This is a genomic window from Streptomyces sp. NPDC046881 (assembly GCF_040645015.1).
In the GTDB taxonomy this organism is placed as follows: domain Bacteria; phylum Actinomycetota; class Actinomycetes; order Streptomycetales; family Streptomycetaceae; genus Streptomyces.
Window position 1 is genome coordinate 17,163 of sequence record NZ_JBEYXJ010000045.1, and the last position, 15,814, is coordinate 32,976.

Consider the following 15,814-nt stretch of genomic DNA (forward strand, 5'->3'; position numbering starts at 1 on the left):
TTTCGCTGTCCCCCGTCGGAGATCGACACCGACGACGACTGGGAGGACCACACCCGTGACCGCTGCCGACCGACCCACCCCGCTGCCGCGCCGCCGCCTGCTCCAGGCCGGCCTCGCGGTCACCGGCGCCGCGATGACCGCCACGGCGCTTACCGCCCCGGCCGCGTCCGCCGCTCCGGACGCCCGGGTACGCGCGGGGCAGGCGGAGCTGGCCGAGCTGGAGCGGCGCTACGGCGCCCGGCTCGGTGTCTACGCGCGCAACGTCCGCACCGGGCGGACCGTGACCCACCGGGCGGGGGAGCGGTTCGCGATGTGCTCGACGTTCAAGGCGTTCGCCGCCGCGGCGGTCCTGCGCGACCACGGCGGCTGCGCGCCGCTGGACCGGGTCGTGCACTACCCGCCGCACGACCTCCTGCCCAACTCGCCGCGCACCGAGGAACATCTGGCGACCGGCATGACCGTGGCCGACCTGTGCGCGGCGGCCATCCAGTACAGCGACAACGCGGCCGGCAACCTGCTGCTCCGGGAAGTGGGCGGCCCGGCCGGTCTCACCCGTTTCCACCGGTCGCTCGGCGACGAGGTGAGCCGGCTCGACCGGTGGGAGCCGGAGCTGAACGCCGCGGTCCCCGGGGACCCGCGCGACACCACGACCCCGGAGGCGATCGCCGCGAGCCTGGAGCGCGTCACCCTGGGCCGGGCGCTGGCCGCCGCCGACCGCGAGCGGCTCGTCACCTGGCTGAAGGGCACCGTCACCAGCGCGGACCGGTTCCGCAAGGGGCTGCCGCGGGACTGGGTCGTCGCGGACAAGACGGGCACCGGTGACTACGCGAGCGCCCACGACATCGGCGTGGCCTGGACGACCCGGCGGACCCCCCTCGTGCTGGCCGTCCTGTCCAGCAAGACGGCCCCGGACGCCCCCGTCGACCAGGAGCTGATCGCCGACGCGGCGGCCGTCGTGGCCCGCACCCTCGCCCCCGGGGAGTAGTACCCCGACTGCCCTGGGAACTCCGACGGACGACGGTACGGGAAGGCGGGACGCCGCTGCGGGCGGCGTCCCGCTTCCGGCCGTTCAGCAGGCGGAGTTCGTCTGCGTGAGCAGGCCGAGCCGCCACGGCAGGCTGTTGTAGTCACCGCCCGCGTTCGGGTCCAGGCCCTGGTAGAGGTACTGGAGCTTGCACGCGGGGACGGTCAGCGTCTGGTCGTACCCGGCGCGGATCATCTCGCCGTGACTGATGTCCTTGGTCCAGGCGCCCGACGGGAAGGACACATTGCTCGCCCGCGCGAACGGATTGCCCTCGGACGCGGCCAGCGGGCTCCAGGAGCCGGCCAGGCTGCCGGAGGTCCAGGAGCGGAAGTAGCGCCGCCCGTCGGAGCCGACCGCCTCCACGAGCAGCAGGTACTGGTTGCTTCCCTGCACCTTGTAGACGTTGCTCGCCTCGAACAGGGCGTACTTGTTGGAGTCCTGGGCGGCGATGACGGTGTTCGTGAACCCGTTCGGGAACTGGCCGACGGTGGTCTGCGAGCGGTAGAGGTGCCCGTTGTCGTCGGAGGAGAACAGGTAGCAGTTGGCGCTGTCGCAGATCACCCACATGTCGACCCAGTAGCCGTTGCCGATGTTCTGCCTGATGACGTCCGGCATCGACGCGTAGAAGTTGCGCGGCGCGCTCCAGCCGTTCGGGTTGCCGATGTCCGGATTGGTGGAGTACGACGCGTTGCCCGTCTGGTAGACGAGGTACCACAGCTTCTGCGGCGCGTAGTAGAACACCTGGGGCGCGGCCCGGTAGCCGGTGCCGATGGCCGTGCGGTCGAGGTAGTGGTGGGTGGCCGACCCCGCCTGGGACCAGTCGCTGAAGCTCAGGTAGACGAGGTTGTAGCCGGACGCGCTGGCCACGCTGGCGAACACGTGCCACTTGCCGTTGTAGTAGACGACGGACGGGTCCTTGATCCCGGCGATCTTGTGGGTCGCGTCCGGCTTCGGCGCGATCAGCTGTCCGCCGGAGGACCAGCGGAAGCTGGACGGCAGCGCGGCCGCGGCGGACGGTGCGGCCGCCGTCCCGCCGAGCGCGGACAGCGCCGCACCGTACGCGGCCTTCTTGTTCCCGGCACTGTCGAACAGCAGCGGGTTCTCCCCGCTGCGCCAGGAGTCGCTGTCACGGATGCCCCACACGCTGATGCCGGTGCAGCGCCCCACGTTCATGCAGGCCTTCACCGTGTTCGCGTACGCCGTCGCCGGCGCCTGCGCGATGTCCAGCTCGGTGATCTGCACGTCCACGCCGAGAGCCGCGAAGTTCGCCAGCGTGGTCTGGAAGCTCGCGGGCGGTCCGGACGAGCCGAAGTGGCTCTGGAAGCCGACGCAGTCGATCGGCACGCCACGGGACCTGAAGTCGCGCACCATGCGGTACACGGCCTGCGTCTTGGCGTCCGACCAGTTCTCGATGTTGTAGTCGTTGTAGCAGAGCTTGGCCGCGGAGTCGGCCGAGCGGGCGGTGCGGAAGGCGTCCTCGATGTAGCCGTCGCCGAGGACGTTCTGGAACACGGAGGCGCGGCGCGCTCCGCTGCCGCCGTCGGCGAACGCCTCGTTCACCACGTCCCAGGCGTACACCTTGCCCTTGAAGTGGGCCATTTCGGTGCTGATGTGATTGCGCATCACACTGCGCAGGGTGGTGGCGTCGGAGATCGAGCCGGCCCAGCCGGGCAGTTGGGAGTGCCAGACCAGGGTGTGGCCCCGGACGCGCTGCCCGTGTGCGACGGCGTGGCCGACGATCTGGTCGGCGGCCGTGAAGCTGAACGAGCCCCGGGAGGGCTCCGTGGCGTCCCACTTCATCTCGTTCTCGGGCGTGACCGCGTTGAACTCCCGGTCCAGGATCGCGGTGTACGTCCCGTTGCCCAGCTTCCCGGCGGCCACCGCGGTGCCGAAGTACCGCCCGGACTGGGCGGCCTGGGCGCCGAGGGTGCTCGCCTGCAGCGGTGCGGGCTGGGCGCCGGCCGTTCCGCTCACCGCGAGGGTGACGGCGGCGAACGCGCCTAAGAGGGAGGCCAGGCGTCGGCCGGGCCTTCGAGGACACTTCATGGTTCTCCTCGTACGGTCGATCGTTGCGGGCGGTGATATGTCATGCGCATGACACCCCGGAAAGGCGTGAACGGCCGTTTGACCAGCCGAACAGTGGTCGGCGTTCCGGATGCTCTGGATGATAGAAGGGGGTGAGGGGGCGTCAATACCCCTCGCATCATTCGAGGTTCGGAGCGAAATGTTTCGGGGTGCTCAGCCGACCGGATCGGCCGGGTGCACGGGATGGGCCTCCAGGTCCGGCGCCGCCAGCAGGTCGGCGATCAGCTCCGGTGAACCGCCCACGTAGGTGCTGACCAGATCCACGTCACCGCCCAGACACCAGGCGCGGTCACGCGGCCACCACAGATCGGGAAGCTCGGTGAACTCGTCCAGGGACACCGGGGAGACGGCGTCGGCCAGCCGGCCGGCGAGCAGCACCTCGTCCCGGCCCGGCGTCCCGAACGTCGGGAACCGCTCCCAGTCCCAGCGGCCGTACCCGCTCCACAGCCCGAACCAGCACTCCTCGGCGGTCCCGGTGTGCCGGGCCAGCACGGGCAGCAGCGCCCGCGCGACCTCCGGCGGGGTGGGACCCTCGTCGGGATGCTCGTCCCACACACCGGGGAGGCCCAGGTCCGAGCGGTTGACGTAGTCCTGGTCCGCGCCGATGACCTCGGGCCAGCGGGTGACCGGTGTGACCCGCGTACCCCCGGCGGCGGCCACGGTGGACCAGCGCACCGGCCGCTCGTCGAGCCGGGCCGGGTGCAGGACCCGGGCGTACGCGGCGAAGCCCGGCGCCGCGACGCCGGCGACCGTGCCCATGGCGGCCGGCCACGGCCCGTGGACGGTGAGCCAGTCGGCGGGGGAGAGGTCGGCCTGCACCCGCAGCCGTCCGTACCACTCGGGAGCGGGGTCCCGGTGGACCGGGCGGTAGTCGTTCATGCCCACAGTGTGCCGTGCGGCCCGGCGGCGCCGGGCGGCCGGGGCAGGCCGGGACCGGGGCCCTGGCCTGCCCTTTCCTCAGGACTGCGGCGGCTGCTGGTGGCTGCCGTAGGGACGGGTGATGATCTCCATCCCGTGTCCGGCCGGATCCATGAAGTACAGGCCCCGGCCGCCGTGGTGACGGTTGATCTCGCCCGGCTGCCTTCCGTGCGGATCGGCCCAGTAGGTGATGCCGGCCTGCCGGATCCGGGCGAAGGCGGCGTCGAACTCCTCGTCCGACACGAGGAAGGCGTAGTGCTGCATGACGATCGACTCCGCCGGGATCGTGGCGAAGTCCAGGGTCACCCCGTTGCTCGTCGCGACGGGGACGAACGGGCCCCACGCGGGGCCGGGCTCCAGCCCCAGGACGTGGGCCAGGAACGCGGCGGACTCCCGGTTGTCCCGGGCGTGGACGATGGTGTGGTTCAACTCGACTGACATGAGAGGAATGCCTCCGAGGGCAAACTCCCGGCACCTCCATGCCTCACCCGGCCGGTGACCGACACGCGATGCCGTACGACGATCTTACCAACCGGGATCCGGTGGCGCCCGGTGCACCACAGCCCGCCGTTCACCGCCAACTCCACCGGCACACCGGTGAGTTCGCCACTCGGTGCGTGCACCGGCCCCAGGGGCGGCGCGGTGGGGTGCACCGGCGTGAGCCCAGCCCGGCGCGCCGCCGTCTCCCGCGCCCCGCAGGGGTGCTCAGCCGGCCGGGGTCGGGTCTCCCGTCAGGGGCACCTCCGGCTGGTCGGTGTTGATGACGACGGTCAGGCGGGGGCCGTCCGGTGCCGGCTGCCACTGGCCGCCGGCCAGGGGCAGCAGCGCGATGTTCGGTGCCGGGCCGGTCGTCCAGTCGAGCGTGCCCGCGATGGTGTCCAGCCGGGTGCGGGCAACGGCGTCGGCGACCGAGGCGCGGTCGGCCGGATCGGCGGCCGTGGCCAGGGCGTGGTGCGCGGTCTCCAGCAGCGCGTGCGCGAGCCCCAGCGGCTGGAGCCAGGGCGCCCCGGTGTCTCCTGGCAGGCCCGGGCCGGCTCGGCGCACGTGATGCCGTCCAGGCCGGAGCGGTACGGATGGCCGAGGCTCCAGTAGAGGAGGGTGGCCACTCGCGCGTCGCCGAGTTCGGCGTGCACGTCGGGGGCGGGGCTGGTGTGGGTGTGCGGGTAGGTCAGCCGGCGCGAGCAGGTGATCAGCCGGGGCTGCAGTCCGGCGTCCCGGGCCTGGCGGTGGAAGAGGGCCAGGTCGGTGGTGGTGGCCGCGCTGGCCGGCGCCGTTCGCGCGCAGCCGGCCGACCTGCGGCCCGAGGCACCCAGGTCGGCCGGCATGTGGCCGCGCCCGGACAGCGTCGGCGGGAACCCGTACCGCTCGTGCCGCAGCAGCCGGCCCTGCAGGTCGTCGTTCCACAGGCAGCCGACGGCACCCGGCGCGCGGACCCCCTCGCACAGCCTGGCGAAGACCCGCGCGATGTCGTCGAGACCCCATGCGAAGTGGTACGTCCACCGGAAGCGGTGCTCCCGGCCGAGGCCTCGGGCGTGCAGGTACGCCTGCGAGGGGAACGTCGTCGACACGCACGGCACCGCCGCCGCCTCGCAGGCGTCGGCCACGGCGGGCAGCGGGTGCCGGCCATGGTCAGCACGATGCGGGCGCCGTGCTCGTCCGCCAGGGCGCGCGCCGCCCGCCGGACCGCCTCCGGCTCGGAGCGGCTGTCGCGCACGGTGACGGTCACCTCGTACCGCCGGCCGCCGTTGCGGACGTGCGTGAGATCCGGCGCCGCTGCGCCCCGCCAGGGTGCAGGCCCCGGCGGCGGAGGGGGACCTGACCGGAATCCTCCGCCCCCGGCAGTACGAGTTTCCCAGTACCGCCAGTAACATGATCACCTTGTTCCGGGTGTACCAGTCAGTCAACTCGGCGCCGTCCCCCGACGCCGCCCTGCCCGGAGAAGTCGATGTCTTCTGTCAACGACGCGTTGGACAACGCGCGCTTCACCTACGAGCAGCACATGCGGACGTGCCGCCAGTGCCATGCCGACGCCGCGCCCTGTGCCGTGGCGAAGCACCTCCTGCGGATCTACAACCTGGCCCGCAGGGACCACCTGCGCGCCACCGGCCACGACGCGCCCAGGGCCTGACCGGCGCGGACGCTTTTCACCCGGCCAGAGAAGGGAACCCGGCCGTCCCGTCCCCCCGAGACGCAGGAGGCCACTGTGACGGACCCGCAGGGTGACCGGCCGAACCCGGTCACACAGCACGCCCGCCCCGACTTCCCCTCTCAGGACCAGCCGCATCCGGGCTGGACCGGCCCGATGGACCCGCCGCCCGACCACGGCGAGGAGTCCTACCGCGGATCCGGCCGCCTCGACGGCCGCAAGGCCGTGATCACGGGAGGGGACTCCGGCATCGGACGGGCGGTGGCCCTCGCCTACGCCCGCGAGGGTGCCGATGTGCTCTTCACCCACCTCGACGAGGAGCAGGACGACGCCCGCGAGACGGCCCGGCTGGTGGAGGACGCGGGACGCAAGGCGGTCGCCGTGTCCTGCGACATCCGTGACGAGGGCAACTGCCGGTCGCTGATCGACCGCGCGGTCACCGAGTTCGGCCATATCGACGTCCTCGTGAACAACGCCGCCTATCAGATGTCCCAGCCGGACGGCATCGAGGCGATCAGCACCGAGCAGTTCGACCGGGTGATGCGGACGAACCTGTACGGGATGTTCTGGCTGACCAAGTTCGCGCTGCCGCACATCCCGGCCGGGGGCTGTGTCATCAACTCCACGTCGGTGCAGGCCTATCAGCCCAGTCCGCACCTGCTGGACTACGCGATGACCAAGGGCGCGATCGTCACCTTCACCCAGGGGCTGGCCCAGATGCTCGCCGAGCGCGGCATCCGGGTCAACGCGGTCGCACCGGGGCCGGTGTGGACCCCGCTCATCCCCTCGACCATGCCCGACACGGCGGAGTTCGGTAAGCAGAGCCCGCTCGGCCGCCCGGCCCAGCCCGCCGAACTGGCCCCCGCCTACGTGTTCCTCGCCTCCCCCCAGGCGAGCTTCATCACCGCGGAGATCCTCAACGCGACCGGCGGCACCCCGCTGCCCTGACCCGCGCGCCGCCGCGGGGAGCGGTCATCCGACCCGGAACGGGGGCTCGCCCAGGAGCTCCGGCAGCCACGCGGCGCCCTGCGTGGCCCCCGGCCCGGTACCGGAGGCGTCGGGGATCATCCAGCTCCAGGGAGCGGAATCCCCCCCCGCGCCGACCGGATGCCGAGTTGCGCACGGGGCCCAACTCCCTTTCCCGTGCCCGAGACGGCCCTCCTCAGGACTCCCGCGACGACGTTCGGCGGACCTCGCCCGTGCCCAGGGTGATCACGGCCCGGGGCCGCATGGGCTCCTCGTCGCGCCGGGACAGCAGCACGACCTCCTCGACCGGTGCCGACAGCGTGCCCAGCCGGACGGCGCACTCGACGGCCAGCCGCTCCGGATCCCGGGTGCGGCCGAGCGACAGGTGCGGGGTGAAACGCCCCCCGCGCCTCTGGCAGAGCGGGAACCGCCGTTCCAGCTCCCGGTGGAGCCGGGACCACGGCGCCGGGCCCGCCGCGGCCGGGTCGAGCCACACCGTCGCGTAGTGCCGGTGCCGGAACCAGCGCACACCGGCCAGGCGCGCCGGGAACGGCGTGCTCTGTTCCGCCGCCGCGGCGAGCAGCGGTACGGCCCGCTCGAACTCCTCCTCCGGTACGAAGCCGAACAGCAGGTTCACATGCGGCGGCCACCGCCGTACCTGGGGATCGTGCTCGAAGCGGATCTCCTGGATCGCCGGCCACAGCTCGGGCGGCGGCAGCCAGGCCACCGCGGTCCGGGGCGTCGGCGCCAGTTCGAGCACGTCCACACGCCCATGGTCCCAGGGTCAGCGGCCGGGTGCTGCGGGCGCCCCGGGGCGGGGAGCCGTGAGCGATCGGCGCCCGGCCGCGGGTCAGCGCACCGGGAAGCCGAACGCGTAGCCCTGCTGCTTCAGCCAGGGCAGCAGGGTGCGCAGCGCCACCACCGTCTGGGAGCGGTCGCCGCCGGCGTCGTGGAAGAGGATGGTGGGGCCGTTGGCCAGCTCACCCTCGACGGTCGCGGTGATCGCGCCGCTGCCCGGCCGCTCGAAGTCCTTCGAGTCGACGTTCCAGCCGAGCGGCCGCATCCCGTGGGAGGCCGCCAGTTTGCGGCTGTACGGGGTGAAGGCGCCGCCCGGGGCCCGGTAGTACATCGGACGCACACCCCCCGAGGCCTTGGTGATCTGCCGTTCCGCGTCGACGATCTGCTGCGCCTGGTAGGACTCGGGCTTGGTGTCCATGGTGGTGTCGTGCGACACGGTGTGGTCGCACAGCCGGTGCCCGGCGGCCACCACCTGCTTGACCAGGTCCGGGTGCGCCTGGGCCTGGGTGCCGACCATGCAGAACGTCGCCTTGACGCCGTTCTCCCGCAGTACCTGGAGCACCTGCGGGGTCCAGACCGGGTCCGGACCGTCGTCGATGGTGATGTTGACCGCGTGCTCGCCCCGGTCGGAGGCGTGGGCGATGGCTGCGGACACGGGTGCCGCCTTCGGCGCGGCGTGCCGGGCGGCCCCCGGTGCCGCCGATCCGCCGCCGCTCTGGCCGGCCTGCGCGGTCCACACCGAGGTGGCGGCGGCGACCGCCGTGACCCCCACCGCCGCCGCGACCACCCGTCCGTACCATCCCCGTCCGCCATGCCGCGCCATGTCCGTCCCGCCCCCTGCCGTGTCCGCGTTGTGCCGTGCCGATGTGCTCGGCACCTGGCAGGACGGCGACGGTTGAGCGGAGGATCCCGCTGTTACGGATCACGGACAATTCCGCGGCGCTTCCGCGACAGTCGCCCGGCGCGCGGGCGGGAAACGCGGGCGGCGCGTGGAGGTTGGGGAGACGGTGGGTCGTTCCGGGCAACGCTTCGACCGGTGTGGCGGCACCCGCGGACGAAGGGCACAGCGACACCGGTCCTTCTGGTCGGTGCGGCTCGGCCGCGCCGACGGCAAGGGGGAAGCTGATGCGACGAGCCTCAACGACGGTTGCCGGCCTCGCGCATGACGCGCGGCCCGCCGGACTTGCCTCCGGTGGGCCGCGGCTCGCGCCCTGCCACGGCGGGCACCGAGGTCAGCGCCCGCCGGGAGGGATCACAGGGTGCCGCTCACCAATAGTGGCGCCGTCCGGCGACCGCGTGGCCCATGGATCCCATGATCCACAGGATGGCTCCCACCACCAGCAGGATCACGCCGATGGTCCACAGGATCGATATGCCTGTGAGGAAGCCGATGATGAGCAGGATGATGCCGAGGGCGATCATGACGGGCCTCCAGCCGGTGAGGTGGTGCTCCTGACCGTACGGGTGCCCCGGATTCGGACGGATTATCAGGCCGTCCGTTTTTCAAAAGTTCTGTCGGCAAGGTTGACTCCGCCCTGCGGCGGCCTCACATTACCTAGCGGTAGTACCCGGCGGTAACCCCGCCGTAACCCGCGGCCGGCGTCGCACGGCCGCCGGCACACCTCCGCTCGAAGAGCCGCCCCGTTCTCGCGATCCACCCCACCCACGGCACCGCCATGCCCGGCTGTCCCGTGTCCCCGTCCCGAGAAGGGAGAGCACCACATGCCCCTGCATGCCCTGCGCCGCCTCCTCACCGCGACCTCCGCCGCCGCCGGCGCGCTGGCCCTCGGCCTCACCACGACCCCCGCCCAGGCCACGACACCCCTCGACTACGCAGCCCTGGGGGACAGTTACAGCGCCGCCTCGGGGGTCCTCCCCGTCGACCTCACCAGCCCGCTCTGCCTGCGCTCCACGGCCAACTACCCCCACGTCATCGCCTCCCGGACGGCGGCGCGCCTGAGGGACGTCACCTGCGGTGCCGCCCAGACCAAGGACTTCACCGAGGCCCAGTACCCCGGCGTGGCCCCCCAGGCGGACGCGGTCGGCGCGGACACCGACCTGGTCACCCTCACGATCGGCGGCAACGACAACGGCACCTTCATCAACGCCATCGTCGCGTGCGGAACCGCGGGCGTCCTCAGCGGCGGCCACGGCAGCCCGTGCAAGGACCGGTACGGGACGTCCTTCGACGACCAGATCGACGCCACCACCTATCCGGCACTGAAAACCGCCCTCCGCACCGTGCGCGCCAAGGCGCCCCAGGCCCGGGTGGCGGTGCTCGGCTACCCGTGGATCACCCCCGCCACGGCCGACCCCTCCTGCTTCGTCAGACTGCCGGTCGCCACCGGCGACGTGCCCTACCTGCACGCCCTCCAGGCACACCTCAACACCGTGGTCCGGCGCGCCGCGGAGGAGGCGGGGGCCACCTACATCGACTTCGCCGAGGCCTCCGCCGGGCACGACGCCTGCCAGCCCGTCGGCACCCGATGGATCGAGCCGCTCCTGTTCGGGCAGAACGTGGTCCCGGTCCACCCCAACGCCCTCGGCGAGCGGCACATGGCCGAGCGCACCCTGAGCGTCCTCGGCCTCGGCTGACCGCTCACCGCCGCACCGGGGCCGCTCAGGCGTCGGCGAGCAGCGGGTCGTAGGGCGTCGAGCGTTCCCGGCCCGACATGAAGGCCAGGAAGTCCCGCACGAACGCCGCGCGCGTGTACGTGCCGTCCGCACCCGGCACGTCCCGGCGGAACCCCGAGCGGAACAGCGCCCGGTACTCGTCCGCGTCGACCCGCTGGTCGCCGTTCGCGTCGGTGACGTCGAAGAGCACCTCGGCGACCCTGATCAGCGCCGGACCGGCGAGGGAGGGCACGGCCGCCGCGTACTCCCGGGCGCTGACCCGGCCGTCGCCGTCGGTGTCGAGGGCCGCCTGCAGCTCCCGCCACCAGGCGGCGAAGGCGTCGTACAGCCGCGTCTCCGCCGGCTCGTCCAGGTCGAGACGGCCGGCGATCTCGCGGGCCATGGCGGCGAGGTCGGGCCAGTCCAGGTAGCCGTCCCCGGTCTGGTCCAGCACCTGCGTGAAGAACTCCTTCGCGCTGCGCCGCGACACGGATCCGGGGTCGGGGTCCGGCTCGGGCGGGACCGGGGCGAGCAGCCGCAGCAGCGCCCCGGCCCGCTTCATCCGGTCCCGCAGCGCGCTGACCGTCCGGGCCCGGGGGTCGTCGCTGTCGGGGGAGAGGGAGAGCAGTCCGATGACGGCCTCGGGCCGGACCCAGCCGTCCGGGAGGAACCGGGCGAGGCCCGCGCCCAGATAGGCGCCCTGCATCAGGGTCTGCGCGCCGGGCAGTTCGGGCAGCCCCGTCTTCCGGCGGAACGGCTCCGGAAGGGACGCCACGGTGACCACACCGAGCAGCGGACCGGCGACCGCGCGGCCGGTCGCCCACAGGGTGGGCAGACCGTGCAGCAGCGGCGGCGCCGGCAGATGGTCGAAGAGCCGGTAGAGGATGATCCGCATCGCCTCCGTGTTCTCCAGCTCCTCATCGACCACCCGGTCGAAGTACGGCCAGAACTCCCGCACCGTGGGCGGCAGTCGGTCCGCATCGCCGTCCAGGGCGGCGAGATACGCCCGGAACTCGGCGTACAGCCGCTCCATGACCGTCTGTTCCAGGGGCTGCCCGCTCAGCCGGCACATCGTGACACTGCTCTCGAAGAGCGTCGCGACCACCCAGGCTCGCACCGCGGGATCCAGCGCGTCGTACGGCCGGTGGTGCGCGTCGGTACCCTTCAGCCGGGCGTGCAGCCGGTTGAGCCGCGCCGCCTCCCTGCGCCGCACCTCGTCGTCGGGCCCGAACATGCGCTGCAGGCTCACGACCGTGTTGCGCAGCCGGCGCCACGGGTGGGTCACGAACGTCGAGCTGTCGAGGAGGGCCGCGCCGACCTGGGGGTGAGCGGCCTCCAGGACGGTCGCCCGGATGACGGCCGGCGCCCAGCGCGGATCGTTGAAGAACTCGTTGAACTGGCTGCCCGTCTCGGTCACGCTGGTCGTTCTCCGTTCGCGTTCGGCGGCACGCCGCCGAAGCGGCGGTCGCGCTGCTGGTAGGTGCGCAGGCACTCCAGGAAGTGGGGCGCCCGGAAGTCGGGCCAGAGGACCGGCGGGAACATCCACTCCGCGTAGGCGACCTGCCAGAGCATGAAGTTGGAGATCCGCTGCTCCCCGGAGGTGCGGATGACGAGGTCCACGTCGGGTGTGTCGGGAAAGGGCAGGTGCGCGGCGAAGCACCGCTCGTCCACGGCCTCGGCCGGCACTCCGCTGCGGATCAGGGACCGCGCCGCCGCCACGATGTCGCTGCGCCCGCCGTGGTCGAAGGCGACGGTCAGCGTCATGCCCCGGTTCCTCTCGGTCAGCGTCGTCAGATCGGCGAAGTCCCGGGCCAGCGCCGGTGGGATGCGCGGATCCGCCACGCCGAGGAACCGGCAGCGGATCCCGCGCGCGTGCAGCAGCGGGGCGTGCTTGCGCACCACGCGGCGCACCAGCCGCATCAGGAAGTCGACCTCGGTACCCGGCCGCCGCCAGTTCTCGGTGGAGAACGCGTACAGGCTCAGCCACTCCACCCCGGCCGCCCGGGCCGCCTCGATGACGTCGATCACCGTCGTCTCCGCCGCACGGTGACCCGACGTACGCGGCAACGACCGACGGGCCGCCCAGCGCCCGTTGCCGTCCATCACACAGGCCACGTGCCGCGGCACCCTCCCGACGGCACCGCCGGCGGCCTCCCCAACCGTCATGCCTTCCCCCAGCGGCAACGAGCGGACCCTGCGTCCCGCCCAGAGTGTCAGCCCCCGACCCGGAAGCCGGCGGGTGCGCCCGAGGTTCACCCTTGGTACGCCTGTCTGACGGCGTGATCCCTTACGGGGCCCGGGGGTTCGCCTCCGGGCGCTCGCTGGTGCTGCCCCCCGCACCGAATCGCCTGCCTGCCGGAGTGAGCGCGGTGCGGGCGCTGCCTAGCGTGAGGTCGCATGGCGATCTCATCGAGTTCCGCGTTCCGCCGGCGTACCGGCCTCGCGGCCATGGCGCTGGTCTGCCTGCTGACCTCCGCCCCGGCCGCCGCCGCGCAGTCCCCACGGGGCGCGCCACGGGCGTGCGGCCCGCATCCGGCGCTCAGCCGGTCCGTGCACCACCTGGTGACGCACGACCGGATCGCGGGCGCCGCGGTCCTGGTCACCGGCGCCGGTCCGGACGCGTCCTGCGCCCGTTGGACGGCGAGCGACGGCGTGGCCGACCTGCGCACCGGCCGCCCCATGAGCACCACCGACCGGCTGCGCGTCGGCAGCGTCACCAAGACGTTCACCGCGACGGTCGTCCTCCAACTCGCCGCCGAGCGGCGGCTGTCCCTGGACGCGCCCGTCGAGCGCTACCTGCCGGGCCTGATCCGCGCGGGCGGTCACGACGGCCGCCGGATCACCGTACGGCAGCTCCTCCAGCACACCAGCGGGCTGCCCGACTACCTCGACGCCCCCGAGTGGCGGCACATCGAACGGCTCCGGTACCGCCACTTCGAGCCGCGCCCGCTCATCGCCCGCGCCCTGCGGCTGCCGCGCCCGGAGCACACCTGGCACTACGCGACCACGAACTACCTGATCGCCGGGCTGATCGTGCGCGAGGTCACCGGCCACAGCCCGGAGACGGAGATCACCCGCCGCATCATCGGCCCGCTGGGCCTGCACGACACCTACTGGCCGGGCGACGCCGTCCGCATCCGGGGCCCGCACTCGCACAGCTACTTCACCGCCGGGGACGGCCGCCGGGCGGACGGCACCGACTGGAACACGACCTTCGGCGGCGTCGGCGGCGCCCTGGTGTCCACCCCGGCCGACCTGACCCGGTTCGCCACCGCGCTGTCCACCGGCCGGTTGCTGCCCGCAGCCCAACTCGCCGAGATGCGGCGCACGGTGGCCGCCGACCCCGACCGGCTCTGGCCCGGCGCCCGCTACGGGCTCGGCCTGATCTCCTCACCGCTGTCGTGCGGCGGCACCTGGTGGGGCCACGCCGGGACCGTGCCCGGCGGCCACCGCGCGCTGGTCGCCACCGGCCCCGGCGGCCGCGCCGCCGCCGTCGCCCTGACCGAGGTGCCCGCCACCCTCCAGGCCGAACGGGACTTCCTCGACGTCGTCGACAAGGCCCTCTGCGAGGGCACGTCCACCGAAAGGACCCCCGCATGACCCGCTCCACCTCGCCGGCCGGCGGCCCGCGCCCGCGCCGCCTCCTCTCCCGGGGCGCGGCAGCCGTCACCCTGTCGCTGGCGGGCGCGCTGGCCCTGGGCGCCGCACCCGCCGCACCCGCCGCACCCGCCGCACCCGCCGCACCCGCGGCGGCCCGGCCGGCCGCCGACCCCCTCGCCCGCTACCACCACCAGCACCTCCACTGGAAGAGCTGCCTGCTCGGCCCCGACGACACCACCGGCAAGGAGCTGGAACAGGCCGGCGCCCAATGCGCCGACGTCACCGTGCCGTTGGACTACTCCCGCCCCGCCGGCCGTACGACCACCGTCGCGATATCCCGGATCCGGGGAACCGACACCGCCCACCGGGCCGGCGCGCTCCTGCTCAACAGCGGCGGACCCGGCGGACAGACGATCGGCGATCCGCCGTGGGTCCGCACGGCCATGAAGGACGTCGCCGCCCGCTACGACGTGGTCGGTGTGGACCCCCGCTTCGTCGGCCGCAGCACCCGGCTGGACTGCCGGTGGCCCACCGGCAGCATGGTCCGCGGAGCCGGCACCGGCCGCGCCGGCTTCGACCGCATGGTCTCCTTCGCCGCGGACCTCGCCGACCGCTGCCGCACCCACGCCGGTGACCTGCTGCCGTACGCGAGCACCCGGAACACCGCCCGCGACATGGACGTGATCCGCGCGGCCCTCGGCGAGCGCCGGATCTCCTACCTGGGCTACTCGTACGGCACCTACCTGGGCCAGGTCTACGCGTCGATGTTCCCGCGGCGCGTCGACCGGGTCGTCCTGGACGGCGTGGTGGACCCCGCCCGCTACAGTCCACGGCTGCTGCGGGGCTCGGAGGAGGCCAACCGGCACGCCCTGCGGGGCTGGGCCGACTGGGCCGCCGCCCACCACGCGGCCTACGGGCTGGGCCGCACCCGCGCCGCCGTCCTGGGCACCCTGGAGGCGGTCCGCGCCGCCGCGGCCCGCACCCCCCTGCGCCTGGGCGGCTACCGGGTGGACGACCACGTACTGCCCGTCGTCGTCTTCAACGGACTCTCCCAGGACAACCCCCAGGCCTACGGCGACTTCGCGCAGGGCGTCCGGGACCTGCGGCACGCCGCCGGGGGCCGGACGGTCACCCCGTCCCCGTGGCTGGCCTCGGTGCTGGAGTTCCTGCTGACCGGGCACGAGTCCGCCTACGGCAGCGCGCAGACGGCCATCCTGTGCGGGGACGTGGCCGCACCGCGCGACCCGGAGACGTACTGGCGCGATCTGCGGCGCGCCGGGACCGGGGACCGGCTGTTCGCGCCCGTCACGAACGACATCAGCCCGTGCGCCTTCTGGGACGCGCCCCGCGAACGCCCCACCACGATCCGCGACGACCTGCCGGCCCTGCTCGTCAACGCCACCGGCGACCCGCGCACCGTCTACTCCGGCGCCCGATCGGTCCGCCACCGCTGGCCCAGCTCCCGCCTGGTGACCCTGCGCGGAGCCGACCAGCACGCGCTGTACGGCGTGTTCGGCAGCGCGTGCGTGGACACCACCGTCAACACCTACCTGGCGACCGGCCGCCTCCCGGCCCGGGACACGACCTGCACCCGGCCCACCAGGTGATCCCCGGGGGGCATCGGGCCGCGCCCTGCGGGAGCACGGCCGCGCCGACGGTCCGCC

At 73.4% G+C, this 15,814-nt stretch carries 15 protein-coding genes; 6 read left to right on the forward strand and 9 right to left on the reverse strand.

Annotation, left to right across the window (positions count from 1 at the left end; genetic code table 11):
- Positions 1 to 55 precede the first annotated feature (55 nt).
- Positions 56 to 985, forward strand: a complete 930-nt coding sequence (gene bla, locus ABZ923_RS21815; RefSeq protein WP_361474281.1) for a class A beta-lactamase — start codon at positions 56 to 58, stop codon at positions 983 to 985.
- Between the two features lie 84 nt (positions 986 to 1,069).
- On the opposite strand, the gene ABZ923_RS21820 is transcribed toward bla, so the two are convergent.
- The 4 genes from ABZ923_RS21820 to ABZ923_RS21835 all read right to left on the reverse strand — a co-directional run bounded on the left by ABZ923_RS21820 (position 1,070) and on the right by ABZ923_RS21835 (position 5,071).
- Complete coding sequence (locus tag ABZ923_RS21820) at positions 1,070 to 3,070, reverse strand: non-reducing end alpha-L-arabinofuranosidase family hydrolase (protein ID WP_361474283.1); 2,001 nt, start codon at positions 3,068 to 3,070, stop codon at positions 1,070 to 1,072.
- Between the two features lie 192 nt (positions 3,071 to 3,262).
- Positions 3,263 to 3,988, reverse strand: coding sequence for a hypothetical protein (locus tag ABZ923_RS21825; RefSeq protein WP_361474286.1), 726 nt, complete (start codon positions 3,986 to 3,988; stop codon positions 3,263 to 3,265).
- A gap of 78 nt (positions 3,989 to 4,066) precedes the next feature.
- Positions 4,067 to 4,468 carry a VOC family protein gene (locus ABZ923_RS21830; protein ID WP_361474289.1) on the reverse strand — a complete coding sequence of 134 codons (402 nt, stop codon included), beginning with the start codon at positions 4,466 to 4,468 and terminating at the stop codon, positions 4,067 to 4,069.
- Between the two features lie 264 nt (positions 4,469 to 4,732).
- On the reverse strand, positions 4,733 to 5,071 hold the full coding sequence (locus tag ABZ923_RS21835; RefSeq protein WP_361474292.1) for a hypothetical protein: 339 nt from the start codon (positions 5,069 to 5,071) through the stop codon (positions 4,733 to 4,735).
- Positions 5,072 to 5,972: 901 nt separating this feature from the next.
- On the opposite strand from ABZ923_RS21835, the gene ABZ923_RS21840 reads away from it, so the two are divergent.
- Entirely contained in the window at positions 5,973 to 6,155 is a 183-nt protein-coding gene (locus ABZ923_RS21840) for a hypothetical protein (protein WP_361474295.1), read from the forward strand.
- A 75-nt stretch (positions 6,156 to 6,230) separates the two neighbouring features.
- The gene (locus ABZ923_RS21845; protein WP_361474297.1) at positions 6,231 to 7,121 is read left to right on the forward strand and encodes an SDR family oxidoreductase; all 891 of its coding nucleotides are present in this window, start codon (positions 6,231 to 6,233) and stop codon (positions 7,119 to 7,121) included.
- A gap of 214 nt (positions 7,122 to 7,335) precedes the next feature.
- On the opposite strand, the gene ABZ923_RS21850 is transcribed toward ABZ923_RS21845, so the two are convergent.
- The 3 genes from ABZ923_RS21850 to ABZ923_RS21860 all read right to left on the reverse strand — a co-directional run bounded on the left by ABZ923_RS21850 (position 7,336) and on the right by ABZ923_RS21860 (position 9,359).
- Entirely contained in the window at positions 7,336 to 7,905 is a 570-nt protein-coding gene (locus tag ABZ923_RS21850) for a 2'-5' RNA ligase family protein (protein ID WP_361474300.1), read from the reverse strand.
- A gap of 84 nt (positions 7,906 to 7,989) precedes the next feature.
- On the reverse strand, positions 7,990 to 8,760 hold the full coding sequence (locus ABZ923_RS21855) for a polysaccharide deacetylase family protein (protein ID WP_361474303.1): 771 nt from the start codon (positions 8,758 to 8,760) through the stop codon (positions 7,990 to 7,992).
- Positions 8,761 to 9,203: 443 nt separating this feature from the next.
- Positions 9,204 to 9,359 carry a DUF6131 family protein gene (locus ABZ923_RS21860; RefSeq protein ID WP_201814640.1) on the reverse strand — a complete coding sequence of 52 codons (156 nt, stop codon included), beginning with the start codon at positions 9,357 to 9,359 and terminating at the stop codon, positions 9,204 to 9,206.
- A 300-nt stretch (positions 9,360 to 9,659) separates the two neighbouring features.
- On the opposite strand from ABZ923_RS21860, the gene ABZ923_RS21865 reads away from it, so the two are divergent.
- On the forward strand, positions 9,660 to 10,532 hold the full coding sequence (locus ABZ923_RS21865) for an SGNH/GDSL hydrolase family protein (RefSeq protein ID WP_361474306.1): 873 nt from the start codon (positions 9,660 to 9,662) through the stop codon (positions 10,530 to 10,532).
- 25 nt (positions 10,533 to 10,557) lie between these two features.
- Here the strand turns inward: ABZ923_RS21865 and ABZ923_RS21870 are convergent, their stop codons facing one another.
- Both ABZ923_RS21870 and uppS read right to left on the reverse strand, forming a co-directional pair.
- Positions 10,558 to 11,967, reverse strand: coding sequence for an oxygenase MpaB family protein (locus ABZ923_RS21870; protein ID WP_361474309.1), 1,410 nt, complete (start codon positions 11,965 to 11,967; stop codon positions 10,558 to 10,560).
- On the reverse strand, positions 11,964 to 12,716 hold the full coding sequence (gene uppS / locus ABZ923_RS21875) for a polyprenyl diphosphate synthase (RefSeq protein ID WP_361474311.1): 753 nt from the start codon (positions 12,714 to 12,716) through the stop codon (positions 11,964 to 11,966). Before uppS ends, ABZ923_RS21870 begins: the two co-directional genes overlap by 4 nt.
- Before the next feature lie 231 nt (positions 12,717 to 12,947).
- Here uppS and ABZ923_RS21880 point away from each other — a divergent pair, with 231 nt between their 5' ends.
- Positions 12,948 to 14,150 carry a serine hydrolase domain-containing protein gene (locus tag ABZ923_RS21880; RefSeq protein ID WP_361474313.1) on the forward strand — a complete coding sequence of 401 codons (1,203 nt, stop codon included), beginning with the start codon at positions 12,948 to 12,950 and terminating at the stop codon, positions 14,148 to 14,150.
- On the forward strand, positions 14,147 to 15,757 hold the full coding sequence (locus ABZ923_RS21885) for an alpha/beta hydrolase (protein WP_361474315.1): 1,611 nt from the start codon (positions 14,147 to 14,149) through the stop codon (positions 15,755 to 15,757). The genes ABZ923_RS21880 and ABZ923_RS21885 overlap by 4 nt, the downstream gene beginning before the upstream one ends.
- Positions 15,758 to 15,814: the final 57 nt, after the last annotated feature.

Excerpts from the sequence above, each read along its gene's own strand:
- ABZ923_RS21885 (WP_361474315.1), top strand. The coding sequence starts at position 14,147 with ATGACCCGCTCCACCTCGCCGGCCGGCGGCCCGCGCCCGCGCCGCCTC.
- ABZ923_RS21855 (WP_361474303.1), bottom strand. The coding sequence starts at position 8,760 with ATGGCGCGGCATGGCGGACGGGGATGGTACGGACGGGTGGTCGCGGCG.
- ABZ923_RS21820 (WP_361474283.1), bottom strand. The coding sequence starts at position 3,070 with ATGAAGTGTCCTCGAAGGCCCGGCCGACGCCTGGCCTCCCTCTTAGGC.
- ABZ923_RS21880 (WP_361474313.1), top strand. The coding sequence starts at position 12,948 with ATGGCGATCTCATCGAGTTCCGCGTTCCGCCGGCGTACCGGCCTCGCG.
- ABZ923_RS21830 (WP_361474289.1), bottom strand. The coding sequence starts at position 4,468 with ATGTCAGTCGAGTTGAACCACACCATCGTCCACGCCCGGGACAACCGG.
- ABZ923_RS21825 (WP_361474286.1), bottom strand. The coding sequence starts at position 3,988 with ATGAACGACTACCGCCCGGTCCACCGGGACCCCGCTCCCGAGTGGTAC.
- ABZ923_RS21865 (WP_361474306.1), top strand. The coding sequence starts at position 9,660 with ATGCCCCTGCATGCCCTGCGCCGCCTCCTCACCGCGACCTCCGCCGCC.
- uppS (WP_361474311.1), bottom strand. The coding sequence starts at position 12,716 with ATGACGGTTGGGGAGGCCGCCGGCGGTGCCGTCGGGAGGGTGCCGCGG.
- ABZ923_RS21860 (WP_201814640.1), bottom strand. The coding sequence starts at position 9,359 with ATGATCGCCCTCGGCATCATCCTGCTCATCATCGGCTTCCTCACAGGC.
- ABZ923_RS21840 (WP_361474295.1), top strand. The coding sequence starts at position 5,973 with ATGTCTTCTGTCAACGACGCGTTGGACAACGCGCGCTTCACCTACGAG.